Origin of the sequence: Plantibacter sp. T3, assembly GCF_902506515.1 — a bacterium.
Lineage (GTDB): Bacteria > Actinomycetota > Actinomycetes > Actinomycetales > Microbacteriaceae > Plantibacter > Plantibacter auratus.
Genome location: NZ_LR733286.1, coordinates 2,259,391 through 2,284,368, shown reverse-complemented (window position 1 = coordinate 2,284,368; position 24,978 = coordinate 2,259,391). Strand labels below are relative to the sequence as shown.

General features: G+C 68.4%; 25 protein-coding genes and 1 tRNA gene. 9 read left to right on the top strand and 17 right to left on the bottom strand.

The features are described from left to right. Positions 1–90: 90 nt before the first annotated feature. From serA to GV015_RS19045, 3 genes are all read right to left on the bottom strand, one after another. Positions 91–1,683, bottom strand: a complete 1,593-nt coding sequence (gene serA, locus GV015_RS10950; protein ID WP_071260923.1) for a phosphoglycerate dehydrogenase — start codon at positions 1,681–1,683, stop codon at positions 91–93. A 115-nt stretch (positions 1,684–1,798) separates the two neighbouring features. Continuing rightward, positions 1,799–2,170, bottom strand: coding sequence for a bacitracin resistance protein (locus tag GV015_RS10945; protein WP_139382441.1), 372 nt, complete (start codon positions 2,168–2,170; stop codon positions 1,799–1,801). Positions 2,171–2,175: 5 nt separating this feature from the next. Continuing rightward, positions 2,176–2,724 carry a hypothetical protein gene (locus tag GV015_RS19045; RefSeq protein WP_167374484.1) on the bottom strand — a complete coding sequence of 183 codons (549 nt, stop codon included), beginning with the start codon at positions 2,722–2,724 and terminating at the stop codon, positions 2,176–2,178. Between the two features lie 71 nt (positions 2,725–2,795). Between GV015_RS19045 and GV015_RS10935 the strand changes: the two genes are divergently transcribed. Further along, entirely contained in the window at positions 2,796–3,182 is a 387-nt protein-coding gene (locus tag GV015_RS10935; protein ID WP_236555406.1) for a DoxX family protein, read from the top strand. Positions 3,183–3,227: 45 nt separating this feature from the next. On the opposite strand, the gene GV015_RS10930 is transcribed toward GV015_RS10935, so the two are convergent. The 6 genes from GV015_RS10930 to GV015_RS10905 form a co-directional block, all read right to left on the bottom strand. Continuing rightward, the gene (locus tag GV015_RS10930) at positions 3,228–3,983 is read right to left on the bottom strand and encodes a copper homeostasis protein CutC (RefSeq protein ID WP_159878332.1); all 756 of its coding nucleotides are present in this window, start codon (positions 3,981–3,983) and stop codon (positions 3,228–3,230) included. A gap of 53 nt (positions 3,984–4,036) precedes the next feature. Next, positions 4,037–4,948, bottom strand: a complete 912-nt coding sequence (locus GV015_RS10925; protein WP_079705611.1) for a carbohydrate ABC transporter permease — start codon at positions 4,946–4,948, stop codon at positions 4,037–4,039. After that, complete coding sequence (locus GV015_RS10920; RefSeq protein ID WP_079705610.1) at positions 4,945–5,949, bottom strand: carbohydrate ABC transporter permease; 1,005 nt, start codon at positions 5,947–5,949, stop codon at positions 4,945–4,947. The genes GV015_RS10925 and GV015_RS10920 overlap by 4 nt, the downstream gene beginning before the upstream one ends. Beyond that, positions 5,946–7,352 carry an N-acetylglucosamine/diacetylchitobiose ABC transporter substrate-binding protein gene (ngcE, locus tag GV015_RS10915; protein ID WP_079705609.1) on the bottom strand — a complete coding sequence of 469 codons (1,407 nt, stop codon included), beginning with the start codon at positions 7,350–7,352 and terminating at the stop codon, positions 5,946–5,948. Before ngcE ends, GV015_RS10920 begins: the two co-directional genes overlap by 4 nt. Positions 7,353–7,447: 95 nt before the next feature. Continuing rightward, positions 7,448–8,227 (bottom strand): sugar isomerase domain-containing protein, encoded by a 780-nt coding sequence (locus GV015_RS10910; RefSeq protein ID WP_159878330.1) that lies wholly within the window; start codon positions 8,225–8,227, stop codon positions 7,448–7,450. A 10-nt stretch (positions 8,228–8,237) separates the two neighbouring features. Further along, positions 8,238–9,185 carry a MurR/RpiR family transcriptional regulator gene (locus tag GV015_RS10905; protein ID WP_159878328.1) on the bottom strand — a complete coding sequence of 316 codons (948 nt, stop codon included), beginning with the start codon at positions 9,183–9,185 and terminating at the stop codon, positions 8,238–8,240. Positions 9,186–9,278: 93 nt separating this feature from the next. Between GV015_RS10905 and GV015_RS10900 the strand changes: the two genes are divergently transcribed. From GV015_RS10900 to GV015_RS10890, 3 genes are all read left to right on the top strand, one after another. Then, a complete protein-coding gene (locus tag GV015_RS10900) occupies positions 9,279–10,304 on the top strand; it encodes an N-acetylglucosamine kinase (RefSeq protein ID WP_159878326.1) in 1,026 nt (341 codons plus the stop codon). Positions 10,305–10,311: 7 nt separating this feature from the next. Further along, a complete protein-coding gene (locus GV015_RS10895; RefSeq protein WP_159878324.1) occupies positions 10,312–11,310 on the top strand; it encodes a Gfo/Idh/MocA family protein in 999 nt (332 codons plus the stop codon). A gap of 124 nt (positions 11,311–11,434) precedes the next feature. After that, a complete protein-coding gene (locus GV015_RS10890; RefSeq protein WP_236555404.1) occupies positions 11,435–12,757 on the top strand; it encodes an alpha-L-fucosidase in 1,323 nt (440 codons plus the stop codon). A gap of 87 nt (positions 12,758–12,844) precedes the next feature. On the opposite strand, the gene ilvC is transcribed toward GV015_RS10890, so the two are convergent. From ilvC to otsA, 6 genes are read right to left on the bottom strand one after another with little or no spacing between them, the layout of a single operon-like run. Then, a complete protein-coding gene (gene ilvC, locus GV015_RS10885; protein WP_064296249.1) occupies positions 12,845–13,873 on the bottom strand; it encodes a ketol-acid reductoisomerase in 1,029 nt (342 codons plus the stop codon). A gap of 48 nt (positions 13,874–13,921) precedes the next feature. Beyond that, positions 13,922–14,431, bottom strand: coding sequence for an acetolactate synthase small subunit (gene ilvN, locus GV015_RS10880; RefSeq protein ID WP_064296248.1), 510 nt, complete (start codon positions 14,429–14,431; stop codon positions 13,922–13,924). Between the two features lie 2 nt (positions 14,432–14,433). Then, a complete protein-coding gene (locus GV015_RS10875) occupies positions 14,434–16,239 on the bottom strand; it encodes an acetolactate synthase large subunit (RefSeq protein ID WP_085510581.1) in 1,806 nt (601 codons plus the stop codon). A gap of 42 nt (positions 16,240–16,281) precedes the next feature. Next, positions 16,282–17,976: a dihydroxy-acid dehydratase gene (gene ilvD, locus GV015_RS10870; protein ID WP_064296246.1), complete on the bottom strand. Its 1,695-nt coding sequence runs from the start codon at positions 17,974–17,976 to the stop codon at positions 16,282–16,284. Position 17,977: 1 nt separating this feature from the next. Continuing rightward, complete coding sequence (otsB, locus tag GV015_RS10865; RefSeq protein ID WP_079705605.1) at positions 17,978–18,799, bottom strand: trehalose-phosphatase; 822 nt, start codon at positions 18,797–18,799, stop codon at positions 17,978–17,980. Then, positions 18,796–20,379, bottom strand: coding sequence for an alpha,alpha-trehalose-phosphate synthase (UDP-forming) (otsA, locus tag GV015_RS10860; protein WP_079705604.1), 1,584 nt, complete (start codon positions 20,377–20,379; stop codon positions 18,796–18,798). The genes otsB and otsA overlap by 4 nt, the downstream gene beginning before the upstream one ends. A gap of 42 nt (positions 20,380–20,421) precedes the next feature. Here otsA and GV015_RS10855 point away from each other — a divergent pair, with 42 nt between their 5' ends. The 3 genes from GV015_RS10855 to GV015_RS10845 all read left to right on the top strand — a co-directional run bounded on the left by GV015_RS10855 (position 20,422) and on the right by GV015_RS10845 (position 22,142). Further along, entirely contained in the window at positions 20,422–21,270 is an 849-nt protein-coding gene (locus GV015_RS10855; protein WP_159878322.1) for a sugar phosphate isomerase/epimerase, read from the top strand. A 4-nt stretch (positions 21,271–21,274) separates the two neighbouring features. Beyond that, on the top strand, positions 21,275–21,463 hold the full coding sequence (locus GV015_RS10850; RefSeq protein WP_079705603.1) for a hypothetical protein: 189 nt from the start codon (positions 21,275–21,277) through the stop codon (positions 21,461–21,463). Between the two features lie 148 nt (positions 21,464–21,611). Continuing rightward, positions 21,612–22,142 (top strand): hypothetical protein, encoded by a 531-nt coding sequence (locus tag GV015_RS10845; RefSeq protein WP_159878320.1) that lies wholly within the window; start codon positions 21,612–21,614, stop codon positions 22,140–22,142. A gap of 383 nt (positions 22,143–22,525) precedes the next feature. Here the strand turns inward: GV015_RS10845 and GV015_RS10840 are convergent. After that, positions 22,526–22,601: transfer RNA gene (locus GV015_RS10840), tRNA-Lys, on the bottom strand. A 147-nt stretch (positions 22,602–22,748) separates the two neighbouring features. Between GV015_RS10840 and GV015_RS10835 the strand changes: the two genes are divergently transcribed. Both GV015_RS10835 and GV015_RS10830 read left to right on the top strand, forming a co-directional pair. Continuing rightward, the gene (locus GV015_RS10835) at positions 22,749–23,552 is read left to right on the top strand and encodes an inositol monophosphatase family protein (RefSeq protein ID WP_236555403.1); all 804 of its coding nucleotides are present in this window, start codon (positions 22,749–22,751) and stop codon (positions 23,550–23,552) included. A gap of 63 nt (positions 23,553–23,615) precedes the next feature. Continuing rightward, positions 23,616–24,599: a DNA topoisomerase IB gene (locus tag GV015_RS10830; RefSeq protein ID WP_159878318.1), complete on the top strand. Its 984-nt coding sequence runs from the start codon at positions 23,616–23,618 to the stop codon at positions 24,597–24,599. On the opposite strand, the gene GV015_RS10825 is transcribed toward GV015_RS10830, so the two are convergent. Beyond that, positions 24,596–24,964, bottom strand: a complete 369-nt coding sequence (locus tag GV015_RS10825) for a hypothetical protein (RefSeq protein WP_137241917.1) — start codon at positions 24,962–24,964, stop codon at positions 24,596–24,598. The genes GV015_RS10830 and GV015_RS10825 overlap by 4 nt on opposite strands. Between the last annotated feature and the right edge of the window lie 14 nt (positions 24,965–24,978).

The following is a 24,978-nucleotide window of genomic DNA, read 5'->3' as shown; positions in this document are numbered from 1 at the left end:
GCGCACCGGAACGGCGTCGGCGCCTCGGCCTGCGGACGACGATGCCCCGCACCGGTCGGCGCGGGGCATCGGGTCGGAGCAGCGGTCGGGCTACTGCTCGGTGATGTCGATCTCGCGGAGTAGTGTCGCGTCGATCGTCTCGCGGATGACCTCGAGGACGTCGTCGGCGACCGGCGAGTCGACCGTCAGGACGCTGAGCGCCGGGCCACCGGCCTCGTGACGGGCGATCTGCATGCCCGCGATGTTGATGCCCGCCTCGCCGAACCGCTGGCCGTAGACGGCCACGATGCCGGGTCGGTCGGTGTAGACCATCACGATGTGGTGCTTCGCGAACGGCACCTCGACGTCGTAGCCGTTGATCTCGACGATCTTCTCGGTCTGCTTCGTGCCCGTCAGCGTACCCGACACCGAGATCTGCGATCCGTCGCTGAGGGCTCCGCGCAGCGTGATGACGTTGCGGTACTCCTCGCTCACCTCGTCGGTGAGCAGGCGCGTGACGACACCGCGCTGTTCGGCGAGCAGCGGGGCGTTCACGTACGAGACCGTCTCGCTGACGATGTTCGTGAAGATCCCCTTGAGCGCGGCCAGCTTCAAGACGCTGACGTCGTACCCGCTCAGCTCGCCGTGGACCTCGACGTCGACGCTCGTGAGCGACGAGGTCGACAGCGCGGCGAACACCTGCCCGAGCTTCTCGACGAGCGGGATGCCGGGACGGACGTAGGGGTCGATCACGCCGCCGGCGACGTTGACCGCGTCCGGGACGAGTTCGCCGCCGAGCGCGAGGCGCACGGACTTGGCGACCGAGACGCCGGCCTTCTCCTGTGCCTCATCCGTGGACGCACCGAGGTGCGGCGTCACGATGACGTTCTCGAGCCCGAGCAGCTTCGTGTCGGTGGGCGGCTCGCTGACGAAGACGTCGAGGCCGGCACCGGCGATGACGTTGTTGGACAGCGCCTCGTACAGCGCGTCCTCGTCGATCAGGCCGCCGCGGGCGACGTTGACGACATAGGCCGTCGGCTTCATGAGCGCGAACTGCGGGCCGGCGATCATGCCCGTCGTCTCCGGCGTCTTCGGCATGTGGATGGTGATGAAGTCGGACTGCGCCAGCAGCTCGTCGAGCGTGACCAGCTGCACCCCGAGCTGCTGCGCACGAGCGGACGTGATGTAGGGGTCGTACGCGATGACGTTCGTGCCGAACGCCTGCAGACGGGCCGTGATGAGGGCACCGATACGGCCGAGGCCGATGATGCCGATGGTCTTCTCATAGAGCTCGGTACCGGTGTACTTGGACCGCTTCCACTGCCCCTGGGCGAGCGCGGCGTGCGCAGCCGGGATGTGGCGGGCGAGGCTCAGGATGTGGCCGACGGTGAGCTCGGCCGCGGAGATGATGTTCGACGTGGGTGCGTTGACGACCATGACCCCGGCCGTCGTGGCGGCCTTGATGTCGACGTTGTCGAGACCGACACCCGCGCGCGCGACGACCTTCAACCGGGTGGCCGCCTGGATGGCCTCCTCGTCGACCTTGGTCGCGGATCGGACCAGGATGGCGTCGGCGTCGGCGATCGCCGCGAGCAGAGCCGGGCGGTCCGTCCCGTCGACGGAGCGCACGTCGAAATCGGGCCCGAGGGCGTCGACGGTTGCTGGTGAGAGTTCTTCGGCGATCAGTACGACCGGTTTCGACACGGAACGGTTCCTTCGCAGTAGCAGTGGGGTGGGCAGCGCGTCGGTGTCCGGCGGCCATCGCAAGCCTATCGGAGGCACACCGGGCGGTTCGTCGTGTGACGATGCGGCGGCCGGGTCAGACGGAGAGGTCGATCAGCTGCTGCGCGCCGAACATCGCGAGGACCGACAGCGAGATCGCCGCGACGACGCACAGGGCGACGAGGTAGCGCACGGCCTGCTCGCCGAGCGACCGCTCGCGACCGGTCCAGAAGGCGATCGCGAAGGCCACGACCGGCAGGAGCAGGCCGCCGATGAGAACGACCCAGCCGAGCGGCAGGACCGGAACGGCGAGGCCGTTCGCCGTCCCGACGATGCCGACGAGGTTGCCGACGGCTTCGAAGACGTCATAAGCGAAGAACAGGCCGAACAGGACGGCGATGGACCAGCTGAGCCAGCCGGGTCGCTCGGCGGCGGGTTTCGACACGGGGTCCGCGGTGGTGGAGGGCATCAGGGTCACACTCCTCGGAGGAACGGCCAGGGCAGGATGAGCACGACACCGAGCAGGAGCATCGCGATCCTGACGACGGGTCTGCCGCCACGCGTCAACCAGAGCGTCGCGGCCATCCACACGGGTCCCGCGGCGACCGCGAGTCCCTGTCCGAGATCGAACATGAACCGGCCGACCGCGTCGCTCGGCACGGCCGCGTCAGGACGGAACGCCGAGATCAGCCAACCGACGCTGTACAGCAGGAAGACCCCACCGAAGATGCCGAGGGTGACCAGCATGACCGAACTCATCTGCTCGCGCTCTCCGGCGGCAGCCTCGTCCGTGACCCGGTCGGTCGGCTTCGCGACGTCGACCTCGACAGGAGGGGCGACCGGTTCCGCGCCTGGACCGGCCGACTCCGCGGCCGGCTGGACCGCCGCGGTCGCCCGACCACGCGTGATCGGCTCCGGCGATGCGGGCTCGAACGTGGTCCGGTCGCCGGAAGCCGAGGCGTCGAGCGTCGGATCGTCGTCGCCCGCCCAGCTCAGCGCGTCTTCGTCCCGCGGCTCAGTCATACCGCCAGCCTATCGCCGCCGGGCCGACCACCGAGTGCGGCGATCCGGACGCGACGGAGCAGAATTGCCTGGTGAACCCGTTCCCGCTCCTGCAGTCCGCCCTGACCGTCGTCCTCGCGATCATGTTCATCGGCATGGGAGTCCTCCACTTCCTCCCGGGACCGGCGAGGACCATGGCCGCGATGATCCCAGGACCCCTGCGGGGCAGCACCATCACACCGCGGATGCTCGTCGCCATCACCGGTGTGTGCGAGATCGCGGGCGGCGTCGGCCTGCTCGTCCCACCCACCAGGCTCGCCGCAGTGGTCTGCCTGATCGTGTTCCTCGTCGCGGTGTTCCCGGCGAACGCCGCGGCCGCACGGCAGCCCGAGCGGTTCGGCCGCCTCGCCGTGCCGTTCGTCCCACGGCTCATCGGTCAGCTCGTGCTGATCCTCGCCCTCGTCATCGTGGCGATCTGATCGCTCGACGGGACCTGTCGACGATCCCGTCAGTGCCGACGGATCTCAGACGGCGACGGCAGCGCGCCTGGCCGCGGCCACCGCGCGAGCGACGGTCGTCGCGTCCGTGATGTCGTAGCTCGGCGACCCTCCGCCGGGGCCGGTCTCCGTGACCCGGCCGGCACGACGACGGGCGGAGAGGTGCACTGCGTCGACACCCGCCCGCGCGAGGGCGGGGATCGCATCGATCGTGACGCCGCCACCGGCCATGATCTGCATCGAGCTGTCGCCCCTCGAGGCCATCTGCGCGAGCTTCTCCGCGCCGTCGATGCTCGCCCGCGCGCCGCCGGACGTCAGCAGACGGTCCACACCGGCGTCGCGCAGCTGGTCGGCGGACCGGACGGGGTCGGTCGTCGCGTCGACGGCCCGGTGGAACGTCACCGCGAGCGAGCCCGCAGCCTGACGCAGCTGCGCCAGCGCCTCCAGATCGATCGTGCGATCGGACCGGAGGGCGCCGACGACGATGCCCGCAGCACCCGCGGCCTCGAGCGCGAGGATGTCGCCGGACATGACGTCGATCTCCGCGGGCGAGTAGACGAAACCGCCCTCTCGCGGACGCACGAGGACGTGCACGAAGTCGTTGAGCCCGGCTTCGTCCGCAGCGCGGACCGCCGCCATGACCAGTCCGATGGAGGGGGTGAGCCCACCGGTGCCGAGGGCCTGGCACAGCTCGACCCGCTGGGCTCCCTCGCGGATGGCGATGCGGACCCCCTCCACGTCCTGGACGGCGATCTCGACGGCGATTGGCGACTGGAGGCTCATTGGACCCATTGTTCCAGTGATCCGCTCGAGCCGAGGACGCGCACGCCGCTGCGCTACTTGTCCGTGCCCTGCGACACCGAACCCTGCAGCTGGCGCTGGAAGATCAGGTACACGATGAGCACGGGGACCACGGTGATCACGGACGCCGCGAAGAGCGCACCGAAGTCCACCGAGTACCCGGCCTGGGCGGCGAAGGACGCCATCCCCTGCGTCAGGACGTAGTTCTGCGGGTTCGAGTTGAGCGCCACCGGCAGGAGGAACTGGTTCCACAGCCCCACGAAGTTGAGGATCGCGACGGTCGCGAGCCCCGGCCTCGCCATGGGCAGCATCACCTGGAAGAAGGTCCGCCACTCCCCCGCACCGTCGATCGCGGCCGCCTCCGCGATGGAGACCGGCAGCGACTTGAAGAACGAGAACAGGAAGAACACCGTGAACGGGAAGGCGAACGCCGCGTACGTGAGGATGAGTCCCGGGAGCGAGTTGAGCAACCCGAGACTCTGCAGCACGAAGAACAGCGGCACGATCGCGAGGAACACGGGGAACGTGAGACCGGCGAGCATCAGGTAGTAGATGGCCCGGCTCCCGAAGAAGCGGAACCGCGCCAGGACGTACGCACACATCGAGCCGAACAGCATGGTCACGATCAGGGCGCCGAACACCACCACGATCGAGTTCAGGAAGAAGCTGCCGATACCGGCCGTCGTCCACGCGTTCACGTAGTTGTCGAAGTTCCACTTCGACGGCAGCGAGAACGGCGAGGCGAAGATCTCGGAGCTCGTCTTGAACGACGACATGACCGTCCAGAGCAGCGGGACGACGACCACGATCGACCAGATGATGAGCACCGTGTGCGATGCCGTCCCGACGACGCGGTCGCCCGTGGTCGGCTTGCGGCTGGCCGGTGTGCGCGTGCCGGTTCCGACGACCGCTGGGTTCGCGGTCGTCGCCGTGGTCTGGACGGTCATTCCGCCACCCCTTCATCGTTGCCGCCGGTGAGTCGGCTGACCAGGAAGACGACGCCCGCGAACATCAGGGTGACGAGCGCGAGCACGACCCCCATCGCGCAGGCGTAGCCGAACTGGCCCTTGGTGAACGCCGTCGTGAACAGTTGCTGCGACATCACGAGCGTCGTGTTGGACGGGCCGCCGCCGGGATTCAACGCGGCCATGTACACGAACGCGTCGAGGGCGAGGATGCCCATGTAGATGTACGCCGTCTGGATGTTGTCGCGGATCAGCGGGATCGTGATCGTGAGCGCGGTCCGCAGGCGGCCCGCGCCGTCGATCCGTGCCGCCTCGTACACTTCGGCCGGCACGCCCTTGATCGCCGCGATGAAGAGCACCGTGTAGAACCCGATGAGTCCCCAGACGATGACGAACATGGTCGCGATCATCGCCGTGTCCGGCGAACCGAGCCAGGCGAAGGAGGTGAACTGGTCGAGCCCGATGCCGGTCAGGAAGCCGTTCAGCAGCCCGGACGACGGGTCGTAGATCTGCTTCCAGATGAGGCCGATGACGATGGCCGGCACGACGTACGGGAAGAAGGTGATGACCCGGTACACGCTCGAGTTGCGGAGGCCGCGGATCGGACCGTTGCTCGGCCCGCCGATCGTGATGAGGGAGGCGAAGAGGAATGCGATCCCGAGGGTCACGAGCGGCAGGACGATCGCGAGCGCGACGCTGTTGCCCATGGACTGGAGGAAGGTCTGGTCCTGGAAGAGCTTCGTGTAGTTCGAGAACCCGACGAAGTCCATGCCCGGGGAGAACCCGGACCAGTTCGTCAACGAGTAGTACGCCGCTTGCGCGAACGGTGAGACCACGAAGACGACGTACCCCACCACCGGCACGATCAGGAAGACCAGGAAGAACGAGACCCGGTCGAACGTGAAGTCCCGGCGGCGCAACCGCCGGGCGGCGGGAGGGGTAGCCCCTCCCACCTTCCCGATCGGCGTGCCGACCGCCGTCATTTGACGGTGACCTTGTCCACGGAGTCGTCGTTACGGACCTTGTCGGAGATGTCCTGCATGCCCTTGGTGAGCGTGGCGACGTCGGAACCACCCTGCAGGAACGTGTTCCAGAGGACGAGGAGGTCCGTGTTGAGTCCGTACAGGTCGATGAAGCTCCACGAGAACACGTCGGTGCCCGCGTCGTTCAACATCTTCACCTGGGACACGAGCGCCGTCGAGCCGAAGCCGTCCTCGGGGATCGTGTCCTTGACGATCGTCGACGAGAAGGTCGTCTTGGCGAAGTTCACCGCGGCGTCGTTCGACAGCATGGCCCGCAGGAACTCCTTGCCACCGCCGACGTTCTTGCCCTGCGACGGGACGATGAACCCTTCACCGGCGGTGCTGTGCAGCGCCGAGTACGGCAGGGCTGAGTCGGCGGAGACCGTCGGCTCGGGCGCGCCGGTCATCTTGAATCCGTCCTTCGTCTGGGTCTTCATCTCGTTCTCGATCCAGCCACCCGAGGGGTAGAGGATGAAGTCCTCCGAGTTGCTCCACTGCGCCTGCGCAGCGGTGAACTGCGTTCCGGCGCCACCGGGCTTGACGTAGCCGGCGTCGATGATCGCCTTGAGACCCTTGAGCACGTCCTGGACGGCCGGCTTCGACCAGCAGTCCGCCTCGAGGTTCTCGAGCGCCAGACGGACCTCGTCGCCGCCCTCCTTGATCGCGGACGCGATCGCCATCGTCAGGTAGTAGGTGGCCGCCTCGGTGCCCCAACCGAACAGGTACTTGCCCTGCGCCTTGGCCTTCGCACCGAGATCGAGTGCCTCAGCCCAGGTCTTCGGGGGCGTCCAGCCGTTCGCCTCGAAGAGCGCTGCCGAGTACCAGACCGCGTAGACCGTCAGCACGTAGTTCAGCTGCACGAACTTGCCGTCGAAGGTGCCCGGCTCGACGACACCCGGGTAGAGGGTGTCCTTGATGACCTTGCCCTCGTAGTTCTTCGCCTCGATGACGTCCGTCAGGTCGGCGAGCTGCTCGCGGATCGTGTTGATGCCGATGAGGCCGGCGCCGCTGTTGTCGATGACGTCCGGCGGGTTGCCGGCGACGAACCGCGGCTGGAGGGTCTGCGCGATGTTCGTCGCGGCCGTGACCTTGACGGTCGAGCCTGCCTGCTGCTTCTCGACGAGCTTCCCGGCGAACTCGGTGTACTCGATGCCGTACCCGCCCTTGAAGATGACGGCGTCGACCGTCGAGTTGGCGGCCATGCCGAACGGGTTGTCGGCCGAGACCGGTCCGCCGGTGGTGGTCGCCCCGCCTCCGCCGCCGACACAGGACGCGAGCGTCCCGCCCAGCGGGAGGAGGATCGCGGTCGCGAGTGCTCCTCGCAGGAAATCGCGGCGTTGAAGCGTTGCTGGCTGCTTGTCCATCGGTCTACCTTCCAGTGATTCGAGTGTTGCCCGGGTGTGGTGCTGTCGGGGTGGTGTTGTCGGGTGTGTGGTGCGGGTGTTGCGACGCCTCGGGTTCAGGCGTCACGTCTGATCCGGCCCCGGTAGCGGTCCTCGAGCACACCGTTGTGCTCGTCGCCGCCCGGGATGTTGGCCGAGATGTAGAGCGGTGGGGTCTCGCCGGTCGCCGCGATCCTCGCCGCGACGCCGATGGTGAGGAGCTGCGCGAGGTAGGCCGCCGTGATCGAGGACACCGCGCCGACCGGGACGCCGTCCTGGACCTCGATCGTCGCGTCGCCGAACGGAGCACGGTTGTCGAGCACCACGTCGGCCACCTCGGAGAGCCGCAGTCCGCTCGGGTGCTTCGGCTCGACGCGCGAGGTGTGCTCGAGCGAGGTCACGGCGATGACGGAGTGGCCGTGCTCCTTGGCGATCAGGGCGAGTCCCACGATCGACCCGTTGACGCCGGAGTTCGACGCGATGATGAACACGTCGCCCTCCCCCACCGGTGAGATCGCGAAGAGCTCCGCCGCGACGTCGCCGCTGCGCTCCAGCGCGGCACCACCGAGGTCGTCGACGGACCGGTCGCCGCGGAGGACGACGTCCCGCAGGGCGATCTTGTTCGTCGGGATCAGTCCACCGGCGCGGCCGGCGATCTCCATCGCGAACGCTTCCGAGTGGCCGGTGCCGAACGCCTGGATGACCGCTCCGCGTTCGAGGGCCGCGACCAGCAGGTCGATCGCGGGGTCGAGTTCGCCGGACCGGGCCGCCTGGGTGATGTCCGCGAGGCGCGAGGTGACCTCGTCGGTGTAGCGATCGACGTGATCGGTCCAGGTGGTGGTGGATGTGGTGCTCATTCGGTTCCTCTCAGACGCCCACGGGCGAGGCGGTCTCGGACAGGGCTCCGGCCTTGGTGGGTCGGCGGTGCGGGGCGACCGCGAGGGCGGAGGCCGCGAGGCGCTTGGTCGTGCGCTCGAAGTTCTGCTGCGCGACGAACAGGTACAACAGATCCAGGACGAACAGCTGACCGTGCTTGGCAGAGAGGTCGTCGGGCTGCAGGAACCGTTCGTGGGCCGAGGTGATGATGGCCAACGTCGACGCGGCGACGAGCGGGGAGTCCGGGTTGTTGCTGATCGCCACGGTGAGCGCGCCCGCGCGACCCGCCTGGCGGAGCATCTGGATGGTCTCCTCGGTGCGCCCGGTGTTGCTGATGCCCAAGGCGACCGAGTCCGGGCCCTGGATCGCCGCGCTCGTGAGGCCCGCGTGGACCTCCGACCAGGCGTGCGTGCTGATGCCGATCCGGTACAGCCTGGCCTGCATCTCGTCGGCGAGCATCGCGCTGCCGCCGACACCGTAGATGTCGACGTTCCGGGCGCGCGCGATGGCTGCGGCGATCTCGAGCATGACCTCGAGGTCGATCACGTCGGCGGTCTCCCGCAGCGTCCGGGTGTGCGCGTTGAGCAGCGTGCTCAGGACGTCCGGAGCCGAGTCGTCGGGGCCGAACGCCCGGCCGATGTCGGTCTGCCAGGAGTCGCGTGCGGTGCTGCGACCGAAGTCCTTGGCGAGGTCGACCCGGAACGGCGCGTAGCCGGTGTACCCGATGATCCGGCAGAAGCGGGTGATGGTCGCCGCTGAGACGCCCGAATCGGCTGCGAGCTCACCGATCGTGAGGGTGAGGGGCGCGTCTGGGTTCTCCAACAGGTAGTCGGCGATACGCAGCATGACCCCGGACATCTCCGGCATCCGCGACCGAATCCGGTTGGTCACGCCGGTGGCGTGCTCGACCGGTGGGTCGTTGCGGATGGAAACAGTCATGGAAATTCCTTTTCTCCTTCGTTGGAGTGACGCGAAACTGATTCTTACAGTACGTTGTGGCCCACGGCAACATGTTTCGAGATGATGACGATGATGAAAACAACTCTGGCGGTCGACGCCGGCGGCACCTCGTCCCGCGCGGTGCTCGTGGACGCCTCAGGACGTCGCCTCGGTTCCGGGCGCGCGGGCGGCGGGAATCCGACGTCGTCCGGTGTGGACAGCGCTGCCACGCAGATCGCGCTCGCGGCTCGTGCCGCACTCGACCAGGCCAGGACGACGTCGTCCGTACCGCCCCTCCCGTCCGGGTCGCTCGTGGTGATCACGCAGGCGGGGCAGGTGTCCGACGCCTACCGCCGCGCCTTGGACGCACACCTCGTACCGCTCGGACTCGGACCGGTCGTCATCGAACCGGATCTGCTCGGCATGTACGGCTCCGGCTCGGCGTCGCCGGACGGCGTCGTGCTCGTCGCGGGGACCGGGAGCGTCGCGGGACGGATCAAGGACCGTCTCGTCGTCCGGGAGGTCGGCGGTGCCGGCTGGCTCCTCGGCGATGGCGGCTCCGGATTCTGGATCGCCCGGCGCGTGATCCGCGCGGTCGCCGCCGACCTCGACGGCATCGGCCCCCGCACGGGCCTCACCCCGCTGCTCTCCCAGGCGGTCGGGTTCACTCCGGACCCGTCCTCATCCGGTGACGCGGACCACCGCCGGTCCCCGGTACTCGACACACTCATCCGCTCGGTCAACGACGGTCCACCCATCGCCATCGCCCGCCTGGCGCCGCTCGCCTTCCAAGCCGCGGACGACGACGTCGCGCGGTCCATCCTCGACGCTGCCGTCGACCGCCTGGCGGTCCTCGTGGAACGGGTGCTGGCTCCGGATTCGGACCACAGGGAGAGCACGCTCGTCGTCGGCGGCAGCGTGCTCGTCGACGGATTCCTCCCGTCCGTCCCCTCGGCCGCGGACCGCCTGTCATCGGCTGCCGCCGGGGCCCGACTCGTCCCAGTCGCCGACGGCCTCGTCGGAGCCGCCGCCCTGGGCATCAGGATGCTGGGCGGGGACGTCGACGACGCGACCCTCAGCCGCCTGCGCGAGGACCTGGCTGCTGGAGAGAAGCGGTGACGCGGTGATGGCGGACCGGATCGCCGTCATCGGCACCGGTGCCATGGGACTGGCGCACGTCCGCGCGCTCGCCGGACTCGGTGCAGCCGACCGGATCACTTACCTGTGCTCGGCTCGGTCGCCGAGAGCCATGCCGGAGGCACCGGCCGCACGACTCACCACCTCGGTCGACGAGGCGCTCCTGGATGCCTCCGTGGGGATCGTCGTCATCTGCACGCCGACCGACACCCATCGGGATCTCGCCGTCAGGGCGCTCCGTGCCGGCAAGCACGTCCTGCTGGAGAAACCGATCGCCCTGACGCTCGCCGACGCCAACGCGATCCTGCAGGCCGCCGACGAGTCCGGCCGGACGTTCATGGTCGCGCACGTCGTCAGGTTCTTCGGCGGGTACGAGGCGATCGACGACGCGGTGCGGGCCGGGGCTGTCGGCATACCCCTCGCCGTCACGGCCGAACGGCTGAGCTCCCCCGCCGCCCCGTCACCGTGGTGGCAGGACGAGCGACGCTCCGGCGGCCCCCTCGTCGACTTCGCGATCCACGACTTCGACCAGCTGAACCAGCTCCTCGGTCAGCCGCGATCCGTGTCAGCACGACGCACCGGCACCGGTCGCCCGATCGAGACGTCGGTCGACTACGCCGACGGCGGGATCGGGCGCGTCCTCACCTCCATGGAGCTCCCGCCGGCCTTCGGATTCAGCTCGGCCATCGAGGTGCTCGGCAGCACCGGGCTCATCGCCCACCGATTCGTCGGTGCGTCCCTGACCCACGCACCGCCGCTCTCGGTCGACGCGCTGGGATCGGCCGCCGCGCACGGCTCCTACGACCTCGACGAGACCGATCCCTACCGACGACAGATGGCCTCCTTCCTCGACTGCGTGGAGCGAGACGTCCAACCGTTCCGAGTGACCGGCCGGAGTGCCCTCGCGGCCCTGACGGTCGCGTTGGCGGCGAAGGCATCGCTGGACACCGGCGTGCCCGTGCAGGTCTTCGAACCCGACGACGCCTGAACCGTCGACGCGCAGGAGGTCCGACGTCCTGACCGCGCCGGCCCACCGGACAGCAGACATCCGACCTTTCGTGTTAGCCTGCCCCCGCACCGCCGTGAACCCACTCGACGATCGAAGGGCCGCCGTGACCGAGACCACCATCCCCCGACCCGACACCGCCTGGTTCGACGAGGCGAGATTCGGATTGTTCCTGCACTGGGGCCTCTACGCCCTCCCGGCACGCCATGAGTGGGTGCAGACGCGGGAACACCTCTCGGCCGAACACTACGAGCGCTACCGCGAGCACTTCGACCCCGACCGGTTCGACCCCCGCGCCTGGGCCAGGCAGGCCAAGGCGGCCGGCTTCCGGTACGCGGTGCTCACGACGAAGCACCACGACGGCTTCTGCCTGTGGGATTCGGCACTCACCGACTTCACGTCCATGCACACGCCCGCCGGCCGTGACCTCGTGGCGGAGTTCGTGGAGGCCTTCCGCGCCGAGGGGCTCCGGATCGGCTTCTACCACTCGCTCATCGACTGGCATCACCCCGACTTCACGGTCGACGGCATCCACCCGCGACGCGACGACCCCGAGGCGCTCGCAGCGAACGCCGACCGGGACTGGTCCCGCTACCGGGACTACCTGCACGGCCAGGTGCGCGAGCTGCTCACCGGCTACGGCCCGATCGACTACCTCTTCTTCGACTTCAGCTACTCGCAGGGCATCGAAGGTCTGCCGGGGAAGGGCGCCGCCGACTGGGGCTCCGAGGAACTCGTCGAGATGATCCGCGGGCTGCAGCCGGAGATCCTCATCAACGACCGCCTCGAGCTCCCGGGCGACGTCACCACCCCCGAGCAGTACCAGCCCGTGGTGACACCGGTCGGTCCCGACGGCGACCCCCTCCGGTGGGAGGCCTGCCAGACCCTGAACGGCAGCTGGGGGTACGACCGCGACAACCTCGACTACAAGTCGCCGGAGCTGCTCCTGCGGATGCTCATCGATTCGGTCTCGAAGAACGGCAACATGCTGCTGAACATCGGACCGACCGCGCGCGGGACGATCGATCCTCGCGCGATCGAACGACTCGACGTCCTCGCCGACTGGTTCGCGCTCCACGAGCGGGCGATCCGAGGATGCGGCCCGTCGGAGTTCAGCAGTCCGACCGACGTCCGATACACGCAACGCGGCGACCGGCTGTACGTACACGTCTTCGCCTGGCCGTTCGTGCACCTGCACCTGCCCGGTCTCGGCGGCCGGGTGCGCTACGCGCAGCTGTTGTCGGACGGCTCCGAGGTGCCGTTCCAGGTGCATCGCCCGGAGCACGATCTGCCGAACCAGCACACCCAACCGAAGGGACTCGGTCCCGACACGGTGACCCTGCACCTGCCGATCGGTGAACCCGACACCCCGATCCCGGTCATCGAGATCTTCCTCGAGCCGGGCACGACCGGAGCAGCGACGGCCTGAGGCTCCCGCAGACGACGGAACGCCCGCCCCGACGGATCGGGGCGGGCGTTCTGGCTCGGTGCCGCTGAGCGGCTGGACGAGCGGAGACTAGCGGGCGACGCTGCCGTCGACGTAGTCGTCGTCGTTCGAGGCGTTCCACGCGAAGAGCTTGCGCAGCTCGCGACCGGTGGCCTCGATCGGGTGGTCCTCGCCCTTCTTGCGCAGCTCGAGGAACTCGGGCGCGCCGGCGTCCTGGTCGTCGATGAAGCGCTTGGCGAAGGTGCCGTCCTGGATGTCCTTGAGGACCGCCTGCATGTTGGTCTTGACGCTCGGGTCGATGACGCGCGGGCCGGAGACGTAGTCGCCGTACTCAGCCGTGTCGGAGACGCTCCAACGCTGCTTGGCGATGCCACCCTCCCAGATGAGGTCGACGATGAGCTTCAGCTCGTGGAGCACCTCGAAGTAGGCGATCTGCGGCTGGTACCCGGCCTCGGTCAGGGTCTCGAAGCCGTACTGGATCAGCTGCGAGACGCCACCGCACAGGACGGCCTGCTCGCCGAAGAGGTCGGTCTCGGTCTCCTCGGTGAAGGTGGTCTTGATGCCACCGGCACGGAGGCCACCGATCGCCTTGGCGTAGGACCAGGCGAGCGCCCAGGCGCCACCGGTCTCGTCCTTCTCGACGGCGACGATGACGGGGACGCCGCGGCCGGCCTCGTACTCGCGACGAACCGTGTGGCCCGGGCCCTTCGGGGCGACCATGAAGATGTCGACGCCCTCAGGAGCCTCGATGTAGCCGAAGCGGATGTTGAAGCCGTGGCCGAAGACGAGCGCCTTGCCCGGAGCGAGCTGGTCCTTGATGGACTCGGCGAAGATCGTGCGCTGGTGCTGGTCCGGAGCGAGGATGACGATGACGTCGGCCCATGCGGAGGCGTCGGCGACGTTCTTGACGGTGAAGCCCTGCTCCTCGGCCTTGGCGATCGACTTCGAGCCGTCCTTCAGGCCGACGACGACCTCGACACCGGAGTCGCGGAGGTTGAGCGCGTGTGCGTGGCCCTGCGAGCCGTAGCCGATAACGGCAACCTTCTTGCCCTGGATGAGCGACAGGTCCGCGTCCTGGTCGTAGAAAATCTCAGTCACTGGTGGTTCTCTCCTTGGTTGTGGTTTCGCAATATGCCGCAGATGCGACTAGTTCTTGAAGACGCGTTCGGTGATGGACTTCGAGCCGCGCCCGATGGCGAGGAGACCCGATTGGGCGATCTCCTTGATGCCGTAGGGCTCGAGCACCTTGAGGAGCGCGGTCGTCTTCCCGGAGTCGCCCGTGACCTCGATCACGAGGGCGTCCGTCGCCACGTCGACGACGCGGGCCCGGAACAGGTTGACGGCTTCCAGCACCTGGGAACGGGTGGAGTTGTCGACGCGGACCTTGATGAGCAGGTGCTCACGCTGGACGGACTGCGCCGGATCCAGCTCGACGATCTTGATGACGTTGATGAGCTTGTTCAGCTGCTTCGTCACCTGCTCGAGCGGAAGCTCCTCGACGTCGACGACGACCGTGATCCGGGACAGACCCTCGATCTCGCTGTGGCCGACCGCGAGACTCTCGATGTTGAAGCCCCGGCGGGCGAACAGCCCGGCGACGCGGGTCAGCAGACCGGGCTTGTCCTCGACGAGGAGGCTCAGGACGTGGCTGCTCATGCTCAGGCCTCCTCATCGAACGACGGACTGTGGTCCTTGGCGTACTGGACGTAGCTGTTGCTGACGCCCTGCGGCACCATCGGCCACACCATCGCGTCGGCACTCACGACGAAGTCGATGACGACCGGACGGTCGTTCGTCTCCAGGGCGAGCTTGATGGCGGCGTCGACCTCCTCCTCTTTCGTCACGCGGATCGCGAGGCAACCGTAGGCCTCGGCCAGCTTGACGAAGTCGGGGATCCGGATGGTGTCGTGCCCGGTGTTCAGGTCGGTATTCGAGTAGCGACCGTCGTAGAAGAGCGTCTGCCACTGGCGGACCATGCCCAGCGAGGAGTTGTTGATGATCGCGACCTTGATCGGGATGTTGTTGATCGTGCAGGTCGCGAGTTCCTGGTTGGTCATTTGGAAGCAGCCGTCGCCGTCGATCGCCCACACGTGGCGATCGGGCTGGGCCACCTTGGCGCCCATGGCCGCGGGGACCGAGTAGCCCATGGTCCCGGCACCGCCGGAGTTCAGCCAGGAGTTCGGACGCTCGTACTTGATGAACTGCGCCGCCCACATCTGGTGCTGGCCGACGCCCGACGCGAAGACGCCCTCCGGACCGGTGATCTCGCCGATGCGGGAGATCACGTGCTGTGGCGAGAGCAGACCGTCGGTCGGCTCGGCGTAGCCCAGCGGGAACTCCTCGCGGAGACCGTCGAGGTAGGACCACCACTCGGCGATGTCGGGGGTGACCTCGCGGGCGGCTGCCTCGAACGCCGACTGGAGGTCGACGATGACGTCCTTCGCGTCGCCCACGATGGGCACGTCCGCGATGCGGATCTTCGAGATCTCGGCCGGGTCGACGTCCACGTGGACGACCTTCGCGTTCGGCGCGAAGAGCGAGGCCTTGCCGGTCACGCGGTCGTCGAATCGGGCACCGAGCGACACGAGCAGGTCGGCTTCCTGCAGCGCGAGCACTGCCGGGACGGTGCCGTGCATGCCGGGCATGCCGAGGTGCTGCGTGTGCGAGTCGGGGAACGCCCCGCGAGCCATGAGCGTCGTCACGACCGGAGCCCCGGTCGCCTCGGCCAACGCGAGCAGTTCCTCGGAGGCCTTGGAGCGGATCACGCCGCCGCCGACGTACAGCACCGGCTTCTTGGCGTTGACGAGCAGCTGCGCAGCGGCCTGGATCTGCTTGCCGTGCGCCTTCGTCACCGGGCGGTAGCCGGGCAGGTCGACCTTCGGCGGCCAGATGAACGGCGCCTCGGCCTGCTGGGCGTCCTTCGTGATGTCGACCAGCACCGGTCCGGGTCGGCCGGTACCCGCGATCTCGTAGGCCGCGGCGATGGCCGCCGGGACCTCCTCCGGGGTCTTGACGAGGAAGGAGTGCTTCGTGATCGGCATGGTGATGCCGACGATGTCCGCCTCCTGGAACGCGTCCGTGCCCATGAGGGTCGAGAACACCTGACCGGTGATCGCGACCATCGGCACCGAGTCCATGTAGGCGTCGGCGATGGCGGTGACGAGGTTCGTCGCGCCGGGGCCGGACGTCGCGATGCACACGCCGATCCCGCCACCGGCGGCGGCGTATCCTTCGGCCGCGTGGCCGGCGCCCTGCTCGTGTCGGACCAGGATGTGACGGAGCTTCGTCGAGTCCATCAGCGGGTCGTAGGTCGGCAGGATCGCTCCGCCGGGCAGACCGAAGATGTCGGTGACCCCGAGGAGCTCGAGCGATCGGACGATCGCCTGGGCTCCCGTCAGGATCTCCGGTGCGGCCGGGGCCGCAGGTGTTCTGGGATGAGGCACGGGTTGGGATTCCGTGGGCATGATGATTCCTTCAGCGATGAGATGCACGAACGAGATGCTCGGTTATCCCGTGATCGCGCCCTCCGCTGCGGAGTGCACGAGACGAGAGTACTTTGCGAGAACGCCACGGGTATAGCGCGGGGGAAGAGGCGCCCAGCCGTCGCGGCGGGCTTCCAGCTCTGCTTCGTCGACGAGTAGGTCGAGCGAGCGGCCAGCGATATCGACCCGTATCAGATCACCATCGCGCACGAAGGCGATTGGACCTGCGTCCACCGCTTCGGGTGCTATGTGGCCGATGCACAGTCCGGTTGTGCCGCCTGAGAATCGACCGTCCGTCAACAGTAGTACATCCTTGCCGAGTCCGGCGCCCTTGATGGCGGCCGTGATCGCGAGCATCTCGCGCATCCCCGGCCCACCCTTCGGGCCCTCGTAGCGGATGATGACGACGTCGCCCTTGTTGATCTTGCCCTCGGTGAGCGCGTCCATGGCTCCGCGTTCACGTTCGAAGACCCGCGCGGGTCCTTCGAAGACCTCGGCGTCGAATCCGGCCGTCTTCACGACGGCGCCCTCGGGCGCGAACGAGCCCTTGAGGATCGTGATGCCGCCGGTCGCGTGGATCGGGTTGTCGAGCGTGCGGATGACCGTGCCGTCGATCGGGTCGGGGTTGATGTCGGCGAGGTTCTCGGCGACCGTCTTGCCGGTGACCGTGAGGCAGTCGCCGTGCAGCAGACCGGCGTCGAGCAGCGCCTTCATGACGACGGGGACGCCGCCGTGACGGTCGACGTCGTTCATGACGTACTGGCCGAACGGTTTCAGGTCGCCGATGTGCGGCACCTTGTCGCCGATGCGGTTGAAGTCGTCGAGCGTGAGGTCGACCTCGGCCTCGCGGGCGATCGCGAGCAGGTGCAGGACCACGTTCGTCGATCCGCCGAATGCCATCGCGACGGCGATGGCGTTCTCGAACGCCTCCTTCGTCAGGATGTCGCGCGCGGTGATGCCGAGTCGGAGCATGTTGACCACGGCCTCGCCCGAGCGGTGCGCGAAGTAGTCGCGACGGCGGTCGGCCGAGGGGGGCGATGCCGAACCCGGGAGGCTCATGCCGAGCGCCTCGGCGACCGACGCCATCGTGTTGGCCGTGTACATCCCGCCGCAGGCGCCCTCGCCCGGGGCGATGGCGCACTCGATGCGCTTCAGGTCCTCTTCACTCATGTTGCCGGCCTTGCAGGCCCCGACCGCCTCGAAGGAGTCGATGATCGTGACCTCCTTCTCGGTGCCGTCGGAGAGCTTGACCCAACCGGGCGCGATCGATCCGGCGTAGAGGAAGACCGAGGAGAGGTCGAGCCGCGCGGCGGCCATGAGCATGCCCGGCAGCGACTTGTCGCAGCCGGCGAGCAGGACCGTGCCGTCGAGGCGCTCGGCCATGACCACGGTCTCGACGCTGTCGGCGATGACCTCGCGCGAGACGAGCGAGAAGTGCATTCCCTCGTGGCCCATCGAGATGCCGTCGGAGACGGAGATGGTGCCGAACTGCAGCGGGTATCCCCCACCCGAGTGCACGCCCTCCTTGGCCCCCTGCGCGAGGCGGTCGAGCGAGAGGTTGCAGGGCGTGATCTCGTTCCACGAGCTCGCGATGCCGATCTGGGGCTTGTCCCAGTCCTCGTCGCCCATGCCGACGGCGCGGAGCATGCCGCGCGAAGTGGTCGCCTCGATCCCGTCGGTGACGGCACGACTGCGTGGTTTGATGTCGATCTCTGGCATTTTAAGAGTCTACGGCTTCCTTGTTGCTTCGATATTCCGCGAGCATGCCGAGGACGCGCGCGATCTCGGAGGGTCCTTCGACCCTGAAGTCGGCGGCGGTCACGCCGGTGCCACTCTTCACCCCGAGGTCGCCGGGGCCGAGTGCGCCGAACGCGTCCTCGTCCGTGACGTCGTCGCCCGCGTAGAACACGGCATCTGCTTTGGTGTACCGCCGGAGGTGTTCGACGGCTTCGCCCTTGGTCGCGCTCCTGAGCGAGAACTCGAGGACGTTCTTGCCCTCTCGAACCGTCAGGGCGCCGAACTCGTCCTTGGTGTGGGCGAGTGCTTCGAGGTGGGCGATCCTGGAGTCTTCTTCACTGGCGAGCCTCGTGTGCAGGGCGAACCCTGCCGGCTTCCGCTCGATCCAGACATTATCGTAACCCTCCGCGACGTCCTGGAGGATCCGTTGGAGGGTCTCCCGCTGTTCGCGTTCCTCGTCGTCGAGGGCGAGGGCGTCGTCGGGGTTGTCGAGACGGATCTCGACGCCGTGCGAGCCGGCGAACAGGGCGTGGTCGGGCAGCTCGGCCACCGCCACGAGACTGTCGATCGCGCGCCCGGACACGAGTGCGACGCGCGTCCCGGGCAGGTCCATCAGCGCCAACACTGCTTTGCGGGCCGCGGGCAGCGCCCGCGCCTGGTCCGGGTCGTCGACCTCGGGGGCCAGCGTGCCGTCGAAGTCCAGGGCCACCAGGAGCTTCGGGACGTCGGCCAGGCGGCGGAGTTCCGCACGCAGTCCGAGGGGAAGCCCCCCGAGGGTGTCGGTGGGCTCGTCGGTGGTGCTCATGACTGGGTGGTGCTCCCCTGCTCGATGGTCGGTGACTGGTCACGCACACGCTGCAACTCGTCGAGGAAGGACGCCGACCACCGCGCGACGTCGTACTCCATGACGCGCTTGCGCAGCGCCCGCATGCGACGACCACGCTCGGCCTTCGTCATGTGCACGGCCTGGAGGATCGCCGACTTCATCCCCTCGATGTCGTGCGGGTTGATCTTGAGGGCCTGCTTCAGCTCGTCGGACGCGCCGGCGAACTCGCTCAGCACGAGGACGCCGTCGTTGTCGTAGCGAGCGGCGACGTACTCCTTCGCGACGAGGTTCATGCCGTCGCGCAGGGCTGTGACGAGCATGACGTCGGCGGCGAGGTAGAGGGCAGCCATCTCCTCGCGGGGGTACCCGTGGTGCAGGTACTGGATCGCGGTGTGGCCGATGGTGCCGAAGTCGCCGTTGATCCGGCCGACCGTCTGCTCGATGTCGTCGCGGAGCTGACGGTACGTCTCGACGCGTTCGCGGCTGGGGCTGGCGACCTGGACGAGCGTGACGTCCTCGACCGCGAGCTTGCCCTGTGCGAGGAGCTCTCCGAAGGCCTTGAGTCGGTGCCCGATGCCCTTCGTGTAGTCGAGGCGGTCGACGCCGAGCATGATCGTCTCCGGGTTGCCGAGCTCCTCGCGGATCTGCTTGGCACGGGCGATGATGTCGGGGCGTTGCGCGAGGGCCTGGTACCCCTTGCTGTCGATCGAGATCGGGAAGTGCCGGGCGATCACCGTGCGGTACGGGGCGCCACGCTTCGAGGCGACCGGTGCCGCGTCCGTCGTGACCGACACGAGTGCCGCATCGAGCGGGACCTGGATCGCGGCCCCCTTCGTCTCGTACCCGAACAGGCGGCGGACCGCCCGGGAGAAGTTGCCCGCGTCCGCAACGCGCTGGAAGCCGATGACGTCGGCGCCGAGCAGTCCCTCGATGATCTGGCGTCGCCATGGGAGCTGCGAGTAGATGCCGTAGGCCGGGAACGGGATGTGGTTGAAGAAGCCGATCGTGAGATCGGGTCGCAGCTCACGCAGCATCTTCGGCACGAGCTGCAGCTGGTAGTCCTGCACCCAGACGGTCCCGCCGTCGGACGCGGCCGCTGCGGCCGCCTCCGCGAACCGTCGGTTCACGGCGACGTAGGAGTCCCACCACTCGCGGTGGTAGCTCGGCGGAGCGATGACGTCGTGGTAGAGCGGCCAGATGGTGTCGTTCGAGAAGCCCTCGTAGTAGCGGGCGATCTCGTCCTCGGACAGCGGGACCGGGATGATCCACATGTCGTCGTTGTCGAACGGCTCGATCTCGAGGTCGGCGGAGCCGGCCCATCCGATCCAGGCGCCGTCGGCACCGCGCATGACGGGTTCGAGGGCGGTCACGAGTCCACCGGGTGAGGTCCGCCAGCTCTCGGCGCCGTCTGCATCGACGACGCGGTCGACCGGCAGCCGGTTGGATACCACGATGAAGTCGAAGGTCGACGCTGATCCGCCGTCAGGCGCGGAATATCTGGTGATGATGGCCCTCCCGGGGTACTCGGGTTCGCTGTTCAGGCTAGCAGCGTTCCGCATGGCGAAACCGCGTGTTCAGACGGCGAGCATATGCTTGCGCTGATGATCCGCCATGGCATGAGCACCTCCTGCGTCTACCCGCTGGGAACCCGGCGCGCGTTCGAGTTGGCCGCCGAAGCCGGCTACGACGGCGTCGAGGTCATGGTGACCCAGGACCGCGTCACGCAGGACGCCGACGCCCTCCGCGCCCTCGCCGCCGAGACCGGGCTCGACATCCTCTCGATCCACGCGCCGGTCCTGACCCGGACCGCGTTCGTCTGGGGCCGCGACCATCGGGAGAAGCTCCGCCGCTCGGCCGAGCTCGCCGCCGCCGTCGGCGCGTCGACCGTCGTCGTCCACCCGCCGTTCCGCTGGCAGCGGCGCTACGCGCGCGCCTTCGTCGACCTCGTCGCCGAGCTGAGCGAGACGCACGGACTCGAGCTGGCCGTCGAGAACATGGCGTGCTTCCAGAGCCGCGGGCTCCGGGTGCAGCCGTTCGCCTTCGGCTACGACCCGGCCCCGCTCGCCTGCGCCGCCCTGACGCTCGACTTCTCCCATGCGGCCCTCGCGGGTGAGGACTCGCTCGAGATCGCGACCCGCTATGGCGGCCGCCTCCGCCACGTGCACCTGTGCGACGGGACCGCACCGTCGCCGCGCGGTGCCTTCCTCGACGAGCACCTCCTCCCGGGCGACGGTGAGCAGCCGGTCGCCGAGGTCCTCGAGCTGCTGCGCGCGGCGGACTGGTCGGGAAGCATCGTCGCGGAGGTGCACCTGCCCGCGACGGGTGGCGACGCGCTCCGCCTCAGCCAGCTGCGCGCCTCACTGGCCTTCGCGAAGCGTGCATTCGCTAGCACAGGCGAGAACCCGAAGGAAAGCCCGGATGCGGGGGGCCTCCCCTACCGGCTAGCGTGAAGTCATGCGCAAATTCCTCTTCAACGGCAGCATGATCTCCACGGTCTTCGGCGGGATCTCCGCCCTCCAGGCGACCCGACAGGGACCGCGGGACTGGAAGCTCGCCCTCCTCTGGGTGAGCTGGGGCATCTCGCTCGCCCTCGCGATCAGCTCGGTGCTCGACGACAGCAAGCAGGCTGAGATCGGCCGCTGAGGTCGCGCCGACCGCGCTACCACGAGCGCCCGGAGAACCCGAGAATTGGGGCGCTCACCCGCGTGTCTCCGCGTCGTTCCGCGCCTCGTGATCGACAATGAAGGCAGTCCAGCCTCACGGATGATCCGCTTTCGATGAAGGGCCCGCCATGTTCGGTCGCCGACGCCACGCAGCACCAGTCTCCGCATCGAAGCTGACCGAGAAGCAGCTGTTCGACCTCGTCCACGCTCGACTGGCGAGCGAGCTCGGCGCCAACGGTGCCTGGGTGCTGTCGCGCCGCACCCCGAGCTCCGGCGATGAGATCTTCCACGAGGTCTACGCCCAGCAGCTCGCCCACGACATCGCGACGGACATCGACCTCGAGCAGGCTGCGGTGACGGTCCGTGCCGAGGCCGCTCCTGCGCGCGGATGGCGGCTCTGGTCTCGTGGCCAGGAGGAGTCCGCGGTCGACGCCGCCGGCGAGGTCGAGGCCGTCGAAGCCATCGAGCCGACCGTCGCCGAGGAACCTGCGGCCCTCACCGAGACGATCGAGGCGGCGGCTGACGACACTGAGCCGACGCTCGTCGAGCGAACCCTCCTCGAGCCGCAGCACTACCCCATCACCGTCTGGGCCGAACCCGAGTTCATCGACGCGAGCCTCGTCAACCCGGTGCCCGCGCGCCGCAGCTCGGTCGCCTGACCGGCATCGTACGTCGAGAACGGCCGTCCACCGGAGTGGACGGCCGTTTCGTCGTACCGGGCGGTTGAGCGGGCATGACGCCTCATCGAACCCGAATCGATGAGGCGTCACGGCGCTGGTGGGCACGAATGCCCGACCGTCGCTCTGCTCCGCACAGTGGGGTGACCACGCGGAGGCTTTCGCCGGCAAGGGCAGGACCCGATCCCGCCATGCTGCCGACCGTTCCAGCGTCTCATGCCTGAGCCCGACTCCGTCCCGATGACGCGAATCGGACGGGAGCTGTCGCGAAACGTCTCCGGAGCGATTCGTCGGGCCGCAAGCTCGAACGCGAGTCGAGCCGAAACGCAGAACGGCCCCGTCCGAGGACGAGGCCGTTGCTGGTGTGGTGCACCCCCCCGGACTTGAACCGGGAACCCACTGATTAAGAGTCAGTTGCTCTGCCAATTGAGCTAGAGGTGCGTGGTTTCGGAGTGTTCCGAACCGAGATATGACACTAGCACCCAACTGGCCCGGGTGCGAAATCGAGCCGGTCGGCGTGTCGCGGAGGCACGTCTTCAGCCCCTCGAGCGTCGTTCGATCCGGCCCGCGCGACCCTATCCTGGAGAGGTGACCGAACCCGTGACCGTCTCCCCCGCCGACCTCGATCTCGCACTCCGGCTCGCCGACGCGGCCGACCGCATCGCGATGGACCGCTTCGAGGCTCGCGACCTCGAAGTCTCCACCAAGCCGGACCGCTCGCACGTCACGGACGCCGACCTCGCCGTCGAACGCGCCATCCGCGGCATCCTCGAGACCGAGCGCCCGGACGACGGCGTGTTCGGTGAGGAGTACGGCGCGCAGGGCCCGACGGATCGACAGTGGATCATCGACCCGATCGACGGGACGGCGAACTTCCTCCGCGGTGTCTCGAACTGGGCGACGCTCATCTCCCTCGCCGTCGACGGCGTGCCTGTCGTCGGCGTCGTGAGCGCACCCGCCATGCACGCCCGCTGGTGGGGTGCCATCGGGCACGGTGCGTGGGGCATCCGGTTCGGCGAGGCCACCCCGCGCCGATTGTCCGTCTCGGGGGTCTCCGACCTCGCCGACGCGTCCTTCAGCTTCCAGAGCATCGCGCAGTGGGCCTCGGTCGGGCGGATCCCCCAGCTGCTGGCCCTGTGCGGCTCCCTGTGGCGCGATCGGGCCATCGGTGACATGTGGCCCTACATGCTGCTCGCCGAGGGCTCGATCGACGCCGTGGCCGAATTCGGCGTGCAGGAGTACGACCTGGGCGCCCACGTGCCGATCGTCCTCGAGGCCGGCGGCCGCTTCACGGACATCGACGGCATCGAGACCATCTCCACGCGGAGCTCCCTCGCGACGAACGGGCGCCTGCACGACGCCTTCCTCGCCGAGCTGCCACCCGTCGGCTGACACGAGCGCACGGCACCGCGCAAGCCCGCCGAGCGGGATCCGACCGCGTCGTACCCTGGGCGGATGGTACGACTGAGGCGCAGCGACGTGAACGGACAGGGCATCCGACGGGTTCGATCCGGGCGCGGTTTCAGTTATCGAATGCCGGACGGTTCGCTCCTCGACGATCAGGAGATCCGGGCACGGATCGACGGCCTGGTGGTCCCTCCGGCGTGGAACGACGTCTGGATCACCCCCTACGCGAACGGACACATCCAGGCGACGGGGATCGATGCAGCCGGGCGACGGCAGTACCTCTACCACCCGTCCTGGCGCGAGCGTCAGGACCGGAGCAAGTTCGACCGCGCCCTTGCCCTCGCAGAGGCGCTCCCTGCCGCGCGAGGTCGGGTCACCCGGGACCTCCGGCTCGAGGGATACCCGCTGGCACGGGTGTCAGCCGGCGCGTTCCGCATGCTCGACACCGGCTCCCTGCGCGTGGGCGGCGAGCAGTATACGGAGGCCAACGGCAGTCACGGCCTGTCGACCCTCGAGGGAGCGCACGCTCGTGTGAGCGGCGACACCGTCGCGCTGAAGTTCCCGGCGAAGAGCGGACAGCCTTGGGAGTCCGACATCGTCGACGCCGATCTGGCCTCGCTCATCCGCTCCCTGAAGCGCCGTGGACCGCACGCCCGCCTCCTGGCCTGGAAGGACAGGAACCGCTGGCGTCACCTCCAGGCGAGCCAGATCAACGACTACGTCCGGGCGCAGACGAACGGCGAGTTCACCGCGAAGGACTTCCGGACGCTGCACGGCACCGTCGCGGCCGCGGAGAGCCTGGCGAAGGCCGGACCCGTACAGAGTAAGACGGCACGCTCGAAGGTCCTCGCACAGGCCATGCGCGACGCCGCAGCGGTCCTCGGCAACACCCCGGCGATCGCGAAGTCCAGCTACGTCGACCCGCGGGTCGTCGATCGCTATACGCACGGCGAGACGATCCCTCCGGACGGTCGCGGCTCACCGGAGACAGCGCTGCGCGTCCTGCTCGTGGGGACGGACGACCCGTCCTAGCCGTGATCCTGGTCATGAGACTCGGTGCCCGCGTCGCGCGGCGCTCCGTTCCCCGCGAGGTACCCCTCGACATCGGACTCCGGGATGAGCTGCAGCCCTCGCGGGGTGTGCGATGAATCCGAGAGGACCTCGAGCCACGCGCGGTTGAGTTCCGGCGGGCGGCTCCCGAAGAAGCGGAACTGCAGCGGGATGCTCGGGGACAACCAGAGCGACCGTCGTCCCGAACCGTGTTCGGGATCGTTCGCCCAGCTGAGGAAGAAACTCTCCTGTCGGCGCAGCTTCGCCCCGATGACGGCCTTCAGGTGCGCGAGCGCGCGGTCTTCGATCTCGTACTCGTCGCCGGACCCGTAGATGAGCATTCCCATGGGGACATTGTGCC

Coding starts and splice junctions, on each gene's coding strand:
- GV015_RS10945 (WP_139382441.1), bottom strand. CDS start 2,170: ATGCCCTCCACCACCGCGGACCCCGTGTCGAAACCCGCCGCCGAGCGA.
- GV015_RS19045 (WP_167374484.1), bottom strand. CDS start 2,724: ATGACTGAGCCGCGGGACGAAGACGCGCTGAGCTGGGCGGGCGACGAC.
- GV015_RS10930 (WP_159878332.1), bottom strand. CDS start 3,983: ATGAGCCTCCAGTCGCCAATCGCCGTCGAGATCGCCGTCCAGGACGTG.
- GV015_RS10925 (WP_079705611.1), bottom strand. CDS start 4,948: ATGACCGTCCAGACCACGGCGACGACCGCGAACCCAGCGGTCGTCGGA.
- GV015_RS10920 (WP_079705610.1), bottom strand. CDS start 5,949: ATGACGGCGGTCGGCACGCCGATCGGGAAGGTGGGAGGGGCTACCCCT.
- ngcE (WP_079705609.1), bottom strand. CDS start 7,352: ATGGACAAGCAGCCAGCAACGCTTCAACGCCGCGATTTCCTGCGAGGA.
- GV015_RS10910 (WP_159878330.1), bottom strand. CDS start 8,227: ATGAGCACCACATCCACCACCACCTGGACCGATCACGTCGATCGCTAC.
- GV015_RS10905 (WP_159878328.1), bottom strand. CDS start 9,185: ATGACTGTTTCCATCCGCAACGACCCACCGGTCGAGCACGCCACCGGC.
- GV015_RS10900 (WP_159878326.1), top strand. CDS start 9,279: ATGAAAACAACTCTGGCGGTCGACGCCGGCGGCACCTCGTCCCGCGCG.
- GV015_RS10895 (WP_159878324.1), top strand. CDS start 10,312: ATGGCGGACCGGATCGCCGTCATCGGCACCGGTGCCATGGGACTGGCG.
- ilvN (WP_064296248.1), bottom strand. CDS start 14,431: ATGAGCAGCCACGTCCTGAGCCTCCTCGTCGAGGACAAGCCCGGTCTG.
- GV015_RS10875 (WP_085510581.1), bottom strand. CDS start 16,239: ATGCCCACGGAATCCCAACCCGTGCCTCATCCCAGAACACCTGCGGCC.
- ilvD (WP_064296246.1), bottom strand. CDS start 17,976: ATGCCAGAGATCGACATCAAACCACGCAGTCGTGCCGTCACCGACGGG.
- otsB (WP_079705605.1), bottom strand. CDS start 18,799: ATGAGCACCACCGACGAGCCCACCGACACCCTCGGGGGGCTTCCCCTC.
- otsA (WP_079705604.1), bottom strand. CDS start 20,379: ATGCGGAACGCTGCTAGCCTGAACAGCGAACCCGAGTACCCCGGGAGG.
- GV015_RS10855 (WP_159878322.1), top strand. CDS start 20,422: ATGATCCGCCATGGCATGAGCACCTCCTGCGTCTACCCGCTGGGAACC.
- GV015_RS10850 (WP_079705603.1), top strand. CDS start 21,275: ATGCGCAAATTCCTCTTCAACGGCAGCATGATCTCCACGGTCTTCGGC.
- GV015_RS10845 (WP_159878320.1), top strand. CDS start 21,612: ATGTTCGGTCGCCGACGCCACGCAGCACCAGTCTCCGCATCGAAGCTG.
- GV015_RS10830 (WP_159878318.1), top strand. CDS start 23,616: ATGGTACGACTGAGGCGCAGCGACGTGAACGGACAGGGCATCCGACGG.
- GV015_RS10825 (WP_137241917.1), bottom strand. CDS start 24,964: ATGGGAATGCTCATCTACGGGTCCGGCGACGAGTACGAGATCGAAGAC.